Below are 14,053 nucleotides of genomic sequence, written 5' to 3' on the forward strand. Positions count from 1 at the left end.
CGGCTGTTCTAGGCGACGCCGCCCTCAGGCTCTGGACGAGCCATGGCGGGCGAACGAACGCGAAACGCACCGAAAGGCGACGCCCATGACCATGAGAGACGATCCCGGAAGACCGACCGCCGAGCCGCCGGAGGTGCTGACCACGACGCAGGCGCGGCAGGGCTCCTCGACCCATGTCACGCGCTATGTGCTGCGCTACGGGCTGCTGCTCGTCATCGCCGCGTTCGTCGTCATCTATCTGGTCATGCATCGCTGACGGCGGCAGGGCTCGCGCGCGTCGCGCGGCCTTGTCAGCCGCGGCGGCGCGTGAGACCCTTCAAGGGTTTGAAAGGCGCCGGCTTGCGGCGGCCCGGGCGCGCCCGGAGCCATGCGACGCCCCGATTTAGGGAGCCTTCGATGACTCATTGCCAGACTTATCTGCCCGCGGCGAAACTCGGCGTCGAGGACTGGGAGCGCCAGGAGCTGATCGCGCTCGCCGCGCGGCTTCTGACCGAGAACGTCGCGCTCGACATGGAGCGGGCGGCGTCGGAGTGCGGCTCGGTCGGCTGCATCGGCGGCCACATGGCGCTCGCCCACGGAATTTCGGTCAGGGGGGCGCGGCGCTACGTTCAGGCGGCGGCGCAGTCCGGCGGCCCGCTCGCCGCGCTGTTCTTTCCGGACCTCACCGTCAATCACGCCCATCCGGGCTGGCGCGCGAACGCCTCGGAGGCGGCGCAGGCGATCGTCAATTTTCTCGTCGCCGGCGCGCCGCAATGGGACGCCGTGATGAGGCCGGCGGACGCGCCGGGCGTCGCGGCGCTGACGGCCGTCATGGAGAGGGTTTGACGGAAAGGCGGGGCGCGTCGCGGTCGAGCCAGTCCAGAAATCCGCCGTTGACGGAGGCCGGCGCGATTTCCGCGACGCAGTTGAGATAGGCGACATGACGCGCGACCGCCTCCTCGATCGTCGCGCGCATGCCGTCCTGCGTCTTGACCAGCAGCACGACCTCAGGCTCCTCCTTGATCTCCTCGCCCCAGCGATAGGCGCAGGTGATCGGAAGCCAGTTGCAGCACACGGCGGCGCGGCGCTCCAGAAGGTCGCGCGCGACGGCGCGGGCCTCGGCGTCCGAATTCAGCGTGACGTAGAAGATTTTCATGGCGCGGGTCCGCAGGCCGAAAGGTCTGCGGACAAGATCATGGGGCGCGGCGCGGCGTCAACGCGCGCCGCGGCCGCGCGTCAGGCCGCGAGCCCGATCGAATCGGCCTTGGCGAGCAGCGCTTCGGCCATGCGGATCGAGGCGATGTCGATGAGGCGCCCGTCGAGCGAGACGGCGCCCTTGCCGGCCTTGGCCGCCTCGTCCATCGCCGCCAGGATGCGGCGGGCCTTGGTGACTTCGGCGTCGGAGGGCGTGAACACCTTGTTGGCGAGATCGATCTGCGAGGGATGGATCGCCCACTTGCCCTCATAGCCGAGCACGGCGACGCGGTTCGCCGCGGCGATGAAGGCGTCGGGATCGTTGAAATCGCCGAAGGGACCGTCGATCGGGCGCAGACCATAGGCGCGGCAGGCGACCATCATGCGGGTCTGCGCCGCATGCCACGGGTCGGCCCAGAAATAGCTGCGGTTCCCGTTCGCGTCCTTGTCGGTCAGCACGCCGTAGTCCGGGTTGACGCCGCCGATCACCGTGGTGCGCGCGCGCGTCGAGGCGGCGTAGTCGGCGACGCCGAACGACATCGCCTCGAGCCGCGGGCTCGACTGGGCGATCGCCTCGACGTTGGCCATGCCGAGCGCGGTCTCGATCAGCACCTCGAAGCCGATTTTCTTGGTGCGCTTCTTGGCGGCCTCGATCTGGGTCACCATCATGTCGAGCGCGTAGACGTCGGCCGGAACGCCGACCTTGGGAATCAGGATCATGTCGAGGCGCGGGCAGGCTTCGACGATGTCCACCACGTCGCGATACATGTAGTGGGTGTCGAGGCCGTTGATGCGCACCATCATCGTCTTGTTGCCCCAATCCATGTCGTTGAGGGCTTCGATGATGTTCTTGCGCGCCTGCTCCTTGTCGTCGGGGGCGACGGCGTCCTCGCAGTCGAGGAAGATGATGTCGGCGGCCGAGGCCGCGGCCTTTTCGAACAGGCCCGTGTTCGAGCCCGGAACGGCGAGCTCGGAGCGATGCAGGCGCGGCGTCGCCTGCGGAACGATGGTGAAGCTCATGTTGACCCCTGTTGCGTTGGGCGCGGCGAAGGCGCGCGAGGAAATGCGGAGCGCGCTCAGCCTGTGGCGCCGAGCCCGCTCGAAATGCAGTTGATGGACAGGAGCAGGTTCGACTTGAACGCCTCCTTGCTCAGCTCGTTTGGAGCGGCGCGGAAGGCGCGCAGCAGATTGACCTGCTCGCGGTTGACCTTGTTGATGGCGGGCAGGCGCGTCGCGAGGCGGCTCGAATAGATCGGGAAGCGCTCGGCGATGTCCTCCTCCTCGGTGACGGTCAGCACCATCTCGCGCGTCAGGCGGAATTCGCGCGCGATCATGCCGAAGATCTCCTCGCGCGCGTCGTCGTCATAGACGAGCGAGGCGTAGTCGCGGGCGATGTCGAGATCGACCAGCGCCAGCGTCTTCTCGACCTCGCCGACGATCATGCGGAAGAGGTCGGATTCGGCGAACATCCTGCGCAGCAGCGCGAGGCCGCGCTCCTTGCGCACCTCGACGAAGCTCGCAAGGCCGCTGCCGACGCCGTACCAGCCGGTGATGACATGCCGGTTCTGCGACCACGAGAACACCCACGGGATCGCGCGCAGGTCGGACAGCGTGCGCGCGCCGAAGCGCCGCGCCGGCCGCGAGCCGATGTTGAGCATGGCGATCTCGTCGAGCGGGCTCGCCGACTGCAGATAGGTCAGCAGATCCTTGTGGTTGATAAGATTGGCGTAGGCCGCGTGCGAGGCGCCGGACAGGGCCTCCATCGCCTCCTCGAATTCGGCGCGCGTCGCGGAGGTCGTGCGCTCCGAGGTCAGCGCGTGGTCGAGCACGCTCGCGGCGAGCGTCTCCATCTGGAAGGCGGCGGTGCCCTTGTTGGCGTATTTGAACGACACCACCTCGCCCTGCTCGGTGACGCGCAGGCGCCCCCGGATCGAGCCCGCGGGCTGGGCGGCGATGGCCTGGGCGGTCGGCGCGCCGCCGCGGCTGACCGAGCCGCCGCGGCCATGGAAGAAGGAGATCGGAATGCCGGCCTCGACGCCGATCTTGCTCAGCCTGTCCTGCGCCTTGGCGAGCTCCCAGTTCGACGACAGGAAGCCGCCGTCCTTGTTGGAGTCGGAATAGCCGATCATCACTTCCTGCACGCCGCCCTGCATGCGGGCGCTGCGCCGAACGAGCGGCTGCGACAGCAGATCGCGCATGATCTGCGGCGCGGCGCGAAGGTCCGTGATGGTCTCGAACAGCGGCGTGATCGGCAGCAGGCAGGCCTCGACGCGCGTCGCGTCATGGTAGAGGTCGGCCTCCTTGGCGAGCAGATAGGCGCCGAGCACGTCGGCGGCCGAGCGCGTCATCGACAGGATGAAGCTGCCGAAGGCCTCGCGGTCGAACTCCTCGTTCGCGTCGCGGGCGAGCCGGAACATGCCGAAGGTCTCCTCGGCGTCCGGCGGCAGGTTGCGGCGCACGGGCGGGCCGCTCCGCGGGCGCGCCAGCTCGGCGAGGATCCAGGCCTTCCATTCGTCGGACTCGGGCGCCGGCGGCTCGCCCGCGGCGTCGGGGTTCATCGCGCGCCACAGCGCCTGAAGCGCCGCGGTGAGCTTGGTCGTGTTCTCGCGCAGGTCGAGCCTTTGCGTGCGGAAGCGGAAGGCCTCGACCGCGAAGCGCAGCGGGCGGACCATGTCCTGCGCGACGCCGGCGCAGCCGCTTTCGGTCAGCGCCTGCTCCATCACGGCGAGATCGGCGATGAGCTCGTCGGCGGCGATGTAATGCGGCCCGGCCGGGCGTTCGCCTTCATAGAGCGCGAGCGTGGCGCGCGTCTTGGCGTGGACGCAGGTGAGGAACTGGCGATAGGGCTCGCCGGGATTGCGCTGCGTGACGCCGGCGCCGTCGCCGTTCTCGGCGAGCGCGCGGGCGAGCGCCTCGCGGAAGCCCGCGGGGGTCGGCAGGGCGCGTTCGGAAATCGACAGGCTTTTCATCAGCGCGAGCAGCTTCTGGTCATAGAAGCGCAGGCTCGCCTTGGCGTTTTCGGTCAGGGCGCGCCGCGTCACCTGGTTGGTGACGAAGGGATTGCCGTCGCGGTCGCCGCCGATCCAGGAGCCGAACTGGAAGAACTGGGCGAGCGGGAAGTTTTCGCCAGGGTAGGCGCGGCGCAGCGCGCGGTCGAGCTTCTTCAACAGCTCGGGCACGCCGTCGAACAGGGTCTCGTGGAAGAAATGGAGGCCCCAGGCGACTTCCTGCGCGACCGAGGGCTTTTCGAGGCGAAGCTCGCCCGTCATCCACAAGAGCTCGATCTCGTCGCGCAGCTGGTCGATGATGGCGGAGCGCTCGCGTGCGGTCCAGCGCGGCTGTTCGAGTTCGACCAGCAGGCGGTAGATGCGCCGGTGCTTCTCGAGCACGGTGACGCGCTTGGCTTCCGTCGGATGGGCGGTGATGACCGGGCGCACCCGCGTCAGGGCGAGCTTTTCGCCGACCTCCGCCGCCGGAACGCCGAGCTTCGCCGCCTTGGAGACGACATGGGCGAAGCCGTTCGGCACCGCCTGCTCGCCGAGCTCGCGCTCGGTCTGGCGGCGTTCGGCCATGGCCGCGTCCTGCTCGATGATGGAGAGGAGCTGGAACCAGATGCCATGCGCCTGAAAGACGCGGGAGAGCACGTCGGGCGACGCCGCCTCGGTCGATTTCTCTCCGGTCAGGATCGGCGACATCTCGGGGTGATGGCGCTGCACGACTTCGAGCAGGAGCTGGTGCAGGATCGAGGCGATGCGGTCTCCGCTCGGCGCCGCCTCGGCGACGTCGTCTGCGGGGCGCGTCTCGGCGTAAGTCTCGTTCATGGCGGGCGCTTCCTTGGGAAAAGAGCCTGACGCTCCATCGTCGTCGATGCGGCGTCGTCGATGCTGGCCGCTCTCGCGCGAAGCCCTTCTTGGCGGGGTCGGCGCGGCGGCGTCGGGCCGGGCGGAACGGGAGCCGGGCCAGGGGCGCGCCGCGGCGAAGGGCCGGCGCGCCCGAATTCGGGCCGGGGCGCGGCGCGGCGCCCCGGCGGGTCTCGCTTGATCAGTGCGCGGGAACGGGCTCGGCGGCGCGCTGCGGCGTCGTCGAGCGGCCGAGCAGCTTGGCCATGGTGGCGCCGAGCTCGCTCGGGCTCGGGGCGACGGTCAGGCCGTAGGACTTCATGATCTCGGACTTCTCGGCGGCGCTGTCGCCCGAGGCCGAGATGATCGCGCCGGCGTGGCCCATGCGGCGGCCCTTGGGGGCGGTCAGTCCCGCGACATAGCCGACGACGGGCTTCGTCATGTTGTCCTTGATCCAGGCCGCGGCCTCGGCCTCCTGCGGCCCGCCGATCTCGCCGATCATCATCACGGCTTCGGTCTCGGGGTCCTGCTCGAACAGCATCAGATGGTCGAGGAAGGAGCTGCCGTTGATCGGATCGCCGCCGATGCCGACGCTGGTCGAGACGCCGATGCCGAGCTCCTTCATCTGCGCCGCGGCCTCATAGCCGAGCGTGCCGGAGCGCGAGACGATGCCGACCGAGCCCTTCATGTAGATGTTGGACGGCATGATGCCGAGCATCGCCTTGCCGGGGCTGATGATGCCGGCGCAGTTGGGGCCGACCATCATGGTGCGGCGGCCGCGCTGGTAGCGCAGCAGGTAGCGCTTGACGCGCATCATGTCCTGCGCCGGAATGCCGTCGGTGATCGAGCACACGAGGCCGATGCCGGCGTCCGCCGCCTCCATGATGGCGTCGGCGCAGAAGGCCGGCGCGACGAAGGTGATCGAGCAGTTGGCGCCGGTGGCGCGCACCGCCTCCTTCACCGTGTTGAACACCGGCCGGCCAAGATGCTCCGTGCCGCCCTTGCCGGGGGTGACGCCGCCGACCACGTTGGTGCCGGTCTCGATCATCTCCTTGGCGTGGAAGGTGCCCTTGTCGCCGGTGAAGCCCTGGACCAGGACCCGGCTGTTCTCGTCGATCAGAATGCTCATCGATTCTCTCCTCGAGCCGGCCGCGCCCTCGCCCCGGGGGCGCGGCGCGGCGGCCCGTTCCGGGTTCAGTTCAGGGCGCCGGCGGGGGCCTCGGCGGTGGCCTTGACGGCGGCGGAGGCCGCGTCGGCGAGGGTTTCGGCCGAGATGATCGGCAGGCCGCTGTTGACGATGATGTCGCGTCCGGCCTCGGCGTTGGTGCCGGAGAGGCGGACCACCAGCGGCACCTTGACGTCGAGCGTGCGGCAGGCCTGCACCACGCCCTCGGCCACCCAGTCGCAGCGGTTGATTCCGGCGAAGACGTTGACAAGAATCGCCTTGACGTTCTTGTCCGAGAGCACGAGGCGGAAGGCCGCCGCGACGCGCTCCGGCGAGGCGCCGCCGCCGACGTCGAGGAAGTTGGCCGGCGCGCCGCCGGCGTATTTGATCATGTCCATGGTGGCCATGGCGAGGCCGGCGCCGTTGACGATGCAGCCGATGTCGCCGTCAAGGCCGACATAGTTGAGGTTGTGCTCGGCCGCCTGCACCTCGCGCGGGTCCTCCTGGGAGTGGTCGCGCATGTCGGCGATGTTGTTGCGGCGGAACAGCGCGTTGTCGTCGAACGACATCTTGGCGTCGAGCGCCAGCACGCGGTCGTCCTTGGTCACCACCAGCGGGTTGATCTCGACCATGGTGGCGTCGAGGTCGCGGAACGCGCGGTAGCAGCCGAGAATGCACTGCACGGCGCGGCTCACCTGCTTGAGGTTGAGTCCGAGGCCGAAGGCGAGCTCGCGCGCCTCGAAGGCCTGCAGGCCGACGGCGGGCTCGACCACCACCTGAAGGATCTCCTCGGGGTGCTCCTTGGCGATCTCCTCGATCTCCATGCCGCCGAAGCGCGAGGCGATGATGCGCACGCGCTCCACCTTGCGGTCGAGCACGAAGCCGAGGTAGATCTCGCGCTCGAAGGGCTCGGCCGCCTCGATGTAGACGCGCTGGACGATCTTGCCTTCGGGCCCGGTCTGGTTGGTGACGAGGGTCTTGCCGAGCATTTCGCTCGCGGCGCTGCGCACCTCATTATAGGTCTTGCACAGCTTCACGCCGCCGGCCTTGCCGCGTCCGCCGGAATGGATCTGCGCCTTGACCGCCCAGTGCCAGCCGCCGAGCTCGGTGGCGCAGTAGACAGCCTGGTCGGGGCTGTAGGCGACCGCGCCGCGCGGGGTCGCCACGCCGAAATTGGCCAGGATCTCCTTGGCCTGATATTCGTGAATGTCCAGCTTCCCCTCCTTTGAGTTTCCGGGCGTTCGCGTGTAGCCGCGGGCCCGCTCGTTACTTTGTTCTTTTGCGCCGCAGTATAGCGGTGCGCGCAAATGGCGCGGACCCGGGTTGAGCCGACGACGCATGCGGCGCGCGAAGACTAGCAGCCCTTCATATGCTTGGCCATGCCGCCGGCGTGGCGCGCTTGAGCCTCCCGGCGGCTGTCGGAGGCGGTTATAGCGTGACGAAGCGCGCCGAGGCTCCTTTATTTTTTTTAGGACGGCCTCATTTTATTTAGGCGCGGGGCCAGCTTGCCGAGGCCTCCAAAAGCGCGGATAAGAACGCGACGAATAATGAAGCGCGGATTTGAACTCGCCATGACGATCGACCCCGGCAAGCTTCTCCTCGACATGTTCGGGGCCGCCGTCGCCGCGGCCTCGCCCGAGAACCGCCTGCCGCCCCATCTGCCGCAGCGCCCGAAGGGCCGCACCATCGTGGTCGGGGCCGGCAAGGGCGCGGGCGCGATGGCCAAGGCCGTCGAGGACCATTGGGACGGCCCGCTCGAAGGGCTCGTCGTCACGCGCTACGGCCATGGCTCGCCCTGCACGCGCATCGAGGTGATCGAGGCCGGCCATCCGGTGCCGGACGCCGCCGGCCGCGAAGCCGCCGAGCGCATCCTCGCCATGGTCAAGGGCCTCACCGCCGACGATCTCGTGCTCTGCCTGATCTCGGGCGGCGGCTCGGCGCTGCTCGCGCTTCCGGCGCCGGGGATCACCCTCGCCGACAAGCAGGGGGTCAACAAGGCGCTGTTGAAAAGCGGCGCCAACATCTCCGAGATGAACTGCGTGCGCAAGCACCTGTCGGCCATCAAGGGCGGCAAGCTCGCCGCGGCGGCCGCGCCGGCGCGCGTCTGCGCCCTGTTGATCTCCGACGTTCCCGGCGACGATCCGAGCGTCATCGCCTCGGGGCCGACCGTCGCCGATCCGACGACCTCGGCCGACGCGCTCGCCGTGCTCGACAAATACGGCGTCGCCGCGCCCGAAGCCGTGCGCGCCTGGCTCATGAGCCCCGAATCCGAGACGCTGAAGCCTGGCGATCCGCGTCTCGCCGGCGTCGAGAACGTGATGATCGCCACGCCGCAGATGTCGCTCGAGGCCGCGGCCGAGGCCGCGCGCGCCGGCGGCTTCACGCCGATGATCCTCGGCAACGACATCGAGGGCGAGGCGCGCGACGTGGCCCAGGTCCATGCGGCGATCGCCCGGCAGGTCCGCCAGTTCGGCCAGCCGGGGGCGGCCCCGCTCGCGCTGATTTCGGGCGGCGAAACCACCGTCACGGTGCGTGGCCGCGGGCGCGGCGGCCGCAACGCCGAATTCCTGCTCGCCCTCGCCGTGGCGCTCGACGGACATCCCGGAATCACGGCGCTCGCCGCCGACACGGACGGCATCGACGGCACCGAGGACAACGCCGGCGCGCTGCTTTATCCCGACAGCCTCGCCAAGGCCGCGGCGCTCGGGGTCAGCGGCAAGGCGAAGCTTGCCGACAATGACGGCTACAGCTTTTTCGAGGCGCTGGGCCAGTTGATCGTCACCGGGCCGACCCGCACCAACGTCAATGATTTCCGCGCCATTCTCATCGCCCCATAGAAGCGGCGCAGACAAACCGCCGCGCGGCGCCGCCGCAAGGCGCCGCCATGCAGCAATCGGCGAGTATAGGCTGAGATAAGATGTCGCGAAGGCGCATCGGGCGTGTTGCTCCGGGCGACTTGAGATTGCCGCCCTTTTCGTGGATACTACCAAAGTAGTGTTAATGGAGGATATGATAATGCCGGGCCGTCACTTCCTTTTCGTCCCAGGGCCGACCAACGTCCCGGAGCGGGTCGCGCGCGCCATGGTCGTGCCGATGGAGGACCATCGCTCGCCGAAGTTCCCCGAGCTGACGCTGCCGCTGTTTGAGGGCGTCCGCAAGATCTACAAGTCCAAGGACGCGCAGATCTTCCTGTTCCCGTCCTCCGGCACCGGCGCCTGGGAGTCGGCCTTCACCAACACGCTGTCGCCCGGCGACAAGGTGCTGATGTCGCGCTTCGGCCAGTTCAGCCATCTCTGGATCGACATGGCCCAGCGCCTCGGCTTCGAGGTTCAGATCCTCGAGGAGGAGTGGGGCACCGGCGTCAAGCCCGAGAAGATCGAGGAGGCGCTGCGCGCCGACAAGTCGCACACGATCAAGGCTGTGTGCGCGACGCACAATGAGACGGCGACGGGCGTCGCCTCCGACATCGGCGCGGTGCGCAAGGCGATGGACGCCGCCGGCCATCCGGCGCTGCTGTTCGTCGACGCCGTGTCCTCGCTCGGCAGCCTCGACTTCCGTCAGGACGAATGGGGCGTCGACCTCGGCGTCTCGGGCTCGCAGAAGGGCCTGATGCTGCCGGCCGGCATGGGCGTGCTCAGCGCCAGCCAGAAGGCGCTCGCCGCCTCGAAGACCGCGACCTCGAAGCGCTGCTACTTCGACTTCGACGACATGATCAAGCAGAACGCCAACGGCTACTTCCCCTATACGCCGCCGCTGCCGCTGCTCTACGGCCTGCGCGAGTCGCTCGCCATGATCGAGGAAGAAGGGCTCGAGAACATCTTCGCCCGCCACTCGCGTCTCGCCGGCGGCGTGCGCGCCGCGGTCAAGGCCTGGGGCCTCTCGCCCTGCGCCAAGGAGCCGAAGTGGTATTCCGACACGGTCACGGCGATCGTCGTGCCGCCGCAGTTCAACGCGGTCGACGTCATCAGCACCGCCTATAACCGCTACAACATGTCGCTCGGCGCCGGACTGTCGCAGGTCGCCGGCAAGGTGTTCCGCATCGGCCACCTCGGCGACCTCAACGAGCTGATGGTCGCCGGCGCGCTCGCCGGCGCCGAAATGGCCATGGCCGACGTCGGCATTCCGGTCACGCTCGGCTCGGGCGTCGGCGCGGCGCAGGCCTTCTGGCGCTCGTCGGCCTCGACGCAGGCGAAGGCCGCCTGATCTGGACTGAACTTCGCCCGCGCCGGATCGCCGGCGCGGGCTTCTCGCCAGAATCTCGCGCTCAAGCGCCTTCGTCCGGGGCGCCGCGCGGCCTTCAAAACATCAATCATAACGGGAAATCAGGAAGCGCCGTGCAACATTCGATCGTCTTTCTCGACCGCTCGACCCTCGACGCGAAAGTGCGGGCGCCGTCGTTCCCCCACAGCTACAAGGACTATGACGTCACCGCGCCGGGAGAGATCGTCGAGCGTCTGAAAGGCGCGACGATCGCCATCACCAACAAGGTGCCCCTGCGCGAAGAGACCCTGGCGCAGCTGCCCGACCTCAAGTTCATCGCCGTCGCCGCGACCGGAACGGACGTGATCGACAAGGCCTGCGCCAAGTCGCGCGGCGTCGTCGTCTCCAACATCCGCAACTACGCCTTCAACACCGTGCCCGAGCATGTGTTCGCGCTGGCCTTCGCGCTGCGCCGCAGCGTCGTCCCCTATGTCGAGGACGTGCGCGCCGGCCGCTGGCAGGAGAGCGACCAGTTCTGCTTCTTCGACCACAAGATCCGCGACATGCGCGGCTCGACGCTGGGGATCGTCGGCTATGGCGCGCTCGGCAAGTCGGTCGCCAAGATCGCCGAGGCCTTCGGCATGAAGGTGCTGGCCTATGACGTCTTTCCGCAGCCGGGCCTCGTCGACCTCGACACGCTGATCCGCGAGAGCGACATCATCACCCTGCACGCGCCGCTGACGCCTGACACCAAGAACATGATCGGCGCGCGCGAACTCGGCATGATGAAGCCCGACGCGCTGCTCATCAACACCGGGCGCGGCGGCCTCGTCGACGAAGACGCGCTGGCCGAGGCGCTGAAGGCGGGCAAGATCGGCGGCGCGGGCTTCGACGTGCTCACCGTCGAGCCGCCGAAGAACGGCAACGTGCTGCTCGACCTCAAGCTGCCGAACCTCATCATCACGCCGCATGTCGCCTGGGCGAGCCAGGAGGCGATGCAGATTCTCGCCGACCAGCTCATCGACAACGTCGAGGCCTTCGCCGCCGGCAAGCCGACCAACGTCGTCGAGAGCTGACGCCGCGCGCCTACATGACCGCGGGGCGCGCCCGGACGCGCTCCGCCTCTCCCGAACGCACGTTCCTTCCAAACGAGACGGTCTTCCCAAGCGACACGGCGGACGGCTTTCGCGCAAAAAGCTCTGGCGGGGCGAGGGCGCGGCCGGCATTCTCGCCTCGCAGAGTCTCCCGCCGCGCCGCGGCGATCATGCGCCGGCCCGGCCGAAGGCGCGGCAAACCCCCAAGGATTCGTCATGGCCTCGGACATTGAAATCGCCCAGCGCGCCAAAATGGAGCGCATCACGAAAATCGCCGCCGACAAGCTCGGCATCGACGACGAGCATCTCGAGCCCTACGGCCACTACAAGGCGAAGATCTCGCTCGACTATGTCGACAGCCTCGCGGACAAGCCCGACGGCAAGCTCATTCTCGTCACCGCGATCAGCCCGACGCCCGCCGGCGAAGGCAAGACCACGACAACGGTCGGGCTCGGCGACGCGCTGAACCGCATCGGCAAGAAGGCTTCGATCTGCCTGCGCGAACCCTCGCTCGGCCCGGTGTTCGGCATGAAGGGCGGCGCCGCCGGCGGCGGCTACGCCCAGGTCGTGCCGATGGAGGACATCAACCTCCACTTCACCGGCGACTTCCACGCCATCGGCGCGGCGCACAACCTGCTGGCGGCGCTGCTCGACAACCACGTCTACTGGGGCAACGAGCTCGGCATCGACATCCGCCGCGTCAACTGGCGCCGGGTCATGGACATGAACGACCGGGCGCTGCGCTCGATCGTCTCCTCGCTCGGCGGCATCGCCAACGGCTTCCCGCGCGAGGACGGCTTCGACATCACCGTGGCCTCCGAGGTGATGGCGATCTTCTGCCTCTCGACCGATCTCGCCGACCTCACCAAGCGGCTCGGCAACATCATCGTCGCCTACACCCGCGACCGGCAGCCGGTGCGCGCCCGCGACCTCAAGGCGGACGGGCCGATGACCGTGCTGCTCAAGGACGCGCTGATGCCGAACCTGGTGCAGACGCTGGAGAACAACCCGGCCTTCATCCATGGCGGGCCGTTCGCCAACATCGCCCATGGCTGCAACTCGGTGATCGCCACCCGCACCGCCCTCAAGCTCGCCGACTACGTCGTCACCGAGGCGGGATTCGGCGCCGATCTCGGGGCCGAGAAGTTCTTCGACATCAAGTGCCGCAAGGCCGGGCTGAAGCCGGCCGCCGCCACCATCGTCGCCACCATCCGCGCCCTCAAGATGCATGGCGGCGTGGCGAAGGAGGATCTCGGCCGCGAGAACGTCGAGGCGCTGAAGAAGGGCATCGCCAACCTGGCGCGCCACGTCGAGAACGTGCGCAGCTTCGGCGTGCCGGCGGTGGTCGCGATCAACCGCTTCTCGGCCGACACCGACGCCGAGCTGGCGGCCCTGAAGCAGGCCTGCGCCGAGATCGGCACCGAGGCGATCGAGTGCACCCACTGGGCCGACGGCGGCGCCGGCACCGAGGCGCTCGCCCACGCCATCGTGCGGCTGGCCGAGAAGCCGGTCGCCGGCGGCTTCCACACCCTCTATCCCGACGACATGCCGCTCTGGGACAAGGTCCGCACCATCGCGCAGAACCTCTACGGCGCCCAGGGCATCATCGCCGACAAGAAGGTGCGCGACCAGTTCGCCGAGCTGCAGAAGGCGGGCTTCGGCCACTACCCGATCTGCGTCGCCAAGACCCAGTACAGCTTCTCGACCGACCCCAACCTGAAGGGCGCGCCGAGCAACCACGTGGTGCCGGTCCGCGAGATCAAGCTCTCCGCCGGGGCCGAGTTCCTGGTGGTGATCTGCGGCGAGATCATGACCATGCCCGGCCTGCCGCGCGTCCCCGCCGCGAACAGCATCTATGTCAACGAGGCCGGCCAGGTGGAGGGGCTGTTCTAGGCGCTCCGGCTCGGAGGAAGGTCGGCCTGCCCGGCGAAGGTCGCCGGGCGGCCCCCGTCCTACGCTTCGCGGCGCTTCGCCTCGAGGTGCGGATTGTATTCCGGCGTGTCGTCGGGGGCGAAGCCGGGTCGGTAGTCGAACTTCGTCACCCTGTGGCCCTGCATGAAGGGGCGGCCGGTGGCGGGGTCGCGGCGGAACTCCCAGTCGTGCTCGATGATGCTGCGGATGCGCCTGCTGCGCGGGCTGTTCTCCGGCCGGTAGCTGGCGTCCCAGTGCGACAGCGTGCGGACGTGCGTGGCCTCGCCCGCCGGCGGCAGCATCTCGATGCTGACGGTCTCGTGGAGCTCGTCGAAGAAGCGGCGCTTCTCGATCTGGTGCCGCTCGAATCCGTCATAGCCCTCCCAGCGCTTGCCGGCGAACTCGAGATAGAAGCCGTCGCGCGCGATGAAGGGCAGGAAGGCGGAGAGGCCGGCCTGCAGGTCGTGCAGCCGGCCCCACTCGACGATGATCTCGCGCGCCTCGGCCTCGGTGATTCCGGCGCTGGCCATCGGCATGCTCCCCCTGCGGCGTTCGCTCCGCCGGGAGGATAGCAGCCCGGGCCGCGCGCCGCCACAGCCGAGGCTGCCCCCGTGCCGGCGGGCCAGCCCCGCCACGGTGGTCGGCGGCAGGCCCTGCGGCGCGGCCTCGGC

12 protein-coding genes are annotated in these 14,053 nt (G+C 68.9%); 6 read left to right on the forward strand and 6 right to left on the reverse strand.

Annotated elements, in window-relative coordinates; translation table 11 throughout:
• Window positions 1–85: 85 nt before the first annotated feature.
• Together ACILRB_RS09640 and ACILRB_RS09645 are read left to right on the forward strand one after the other, a co-directional pair.
• Window positions 86–256, forward strand: a complete 171-nt coding sequence (locus tag ACILRB_RS09640) for a hypothetical protein (RefSeq protein ID WP_395666079.1) — start codon at window positions 86–88, stop codon at window positions 254–256.
• 140 nt (window positions 257–396) lie between these two features.
• Complete coding sequence (locus ACILRB_RS09645; protein ID WP_395666080.1) at window positions 397–825, forward strand: hypothetical protein; 429 nt, start codon at window positions 397–399, stop codon at window positions 823–825.
• Here ACILRB_RS09645 and cutA read toward each other — a convergent pair.
• The 5 genes from cutA to ACILRB_RS09670 all read right to left on the reverse strand — a co-directional run bounded on the left by cutA (window position 809) and on the right by ACILRB_RS09670 (window position 7,391).
• Window positions 809–1,135 (reverse strand): divalent-cation tolerance protein CutA, encoded by a 327-nt coding sequence (gene cutA / locus ACILRB_RS09650; protein ID WP_395666081.1) that lies wholly within the window; start codon window positions 1,133–1,135, stop codon window positions 809–811. The two genes, ACILRB_RS09645 and cutA, sit on opposite strands and share 17 nt — an antisense overlap.
• Window positions 1,136–1,215: 80 nt before the next feature.
• Window positions 1,216–2,193, reverse strand: coding sequence for an HpcH/HpaI aldolase/citrate lyase family protein (locus tag ACILRB_RS09655; RefSeq protein ID WP_395666082.1), 978 nt, complete (start codon window positions 2,191–2,193; stop codon window positions 1,216–1,218).
• Window positions 2,194–2,249: 56 nt separating this feature from the next.
• Window positions 2,250–4,994: a phosphoenolpyruvate carboxylase gene (locus ACILRB_RS09660; protein WP_395666083.1), complete on the reverse strand. Its 2,745-nt coding sequence runs from the start codon at window positions 4,992–4,994 to the stop codon at window positions 2,250–2,252.
• 220 nt (window positions 4,995–5,214) lie between these two features.
• Window positions 5,215–6,141, reverse strand: coding sequence for a succinate--CoA ligase subunit alpha (gene sucD / locus ACILRB_RS09665; protein ID WP_395666084.1), 927 nt, complete (start codon window positions 6,139–6,141; stop codon window positions 5,215–5,217).
• 65 nt (window positions 6,142–6,206) lie between these two features.
• Complete coding sequence (locus ACILRB_RS09670; RefSeq protein ID WP_395666090.1) at window positions 6,207–7,391, reverse strand: malate--CoA ligase subunit beta; 1,185 nt, start codon at window positions 7,389–7,391, stop codon at window positions 6,207–6,209.
• Window positions 7,392–7,748: 357 nt separating this feature from the next.
• On the opposite strand from ACILRB_RS09670, the gene ACILRB_RS09675 reads away from it, so the two are divergent.
• From ACILRB_RS09675 to ACILRB_RS09690, 4 genes are all read left to right on the forward strand, one after another.
• Window positions 7,749–9,014: a glycerate kinase gene (locus ACILRB_RS09675; RefSeq protein WP_395666091.1), complete on the forward strand. Its 1,266-nt coding sequence runs from the start codon at window positions 7,749–7,751 to the stop codon at window positions 9,012–9,014.
• Window positions 9,015–9,192: 178 nt separating this feature from the next.
• Window positions 9,193–10,380, forward strand: coding sequence for an aminotransferase class V-fold PLP-dependent enzyme (locus ACILRB_RS09680; protein ID WP_395666085.1), 1,188 nt, complete (start codon window positions 9,193–9,195; stop codon window positions 10,378–10,380).
• Window positions 10,381–10,511: 131 nt separating this feature from the next.
• Entirely contained in the window at window positions 10,512–11,453 is a 942-nt protein-coding gene (locus ACILRB_RS09685) for a D-2-hydroxyacid dehydrogenase (protein ID WP_395666086.1), read from the forward strand.
• 234 nt (window positions 11,454–11,687) lie between these two features.
• Complete coding sequence (locus tag ACILRB_RS09690; RefSeq protein ID WP_395666087.1) at window positions 11,688–13,364, forward strand: formate--tetrahydrofolate ligase; 1,677 nt, start codon at window positions 11,688–11,690, stop codon at window positions 13,362–13,364.
• A 59-nt stretch (window positions 13,365–13,423) separates the two neighbouring features.
• On the opposite strand, the gene ACILRB_RS09695 is transcribed toward ACILRB_RS09690, so the two are convergent.
• Entirely contained in the window at window positions 13,424–13,912 is a 489-nt protein-coding gene (locus ACILRB_RS09695) for a hypothetical protein (protein ID WP_395666088.1), read from the reverse strand.
• Window positions 13,913–14,053 lie beyond the last annotated feature (141 nt).

Source organism: Methylocella sp. (genome assembly GCF_044226135.1).
GTDB lineage: Bacteria > Pseudomonadota > Alphaproteobacteria > Rhizobiales > Beijerinckiaceae > Methylocapsa.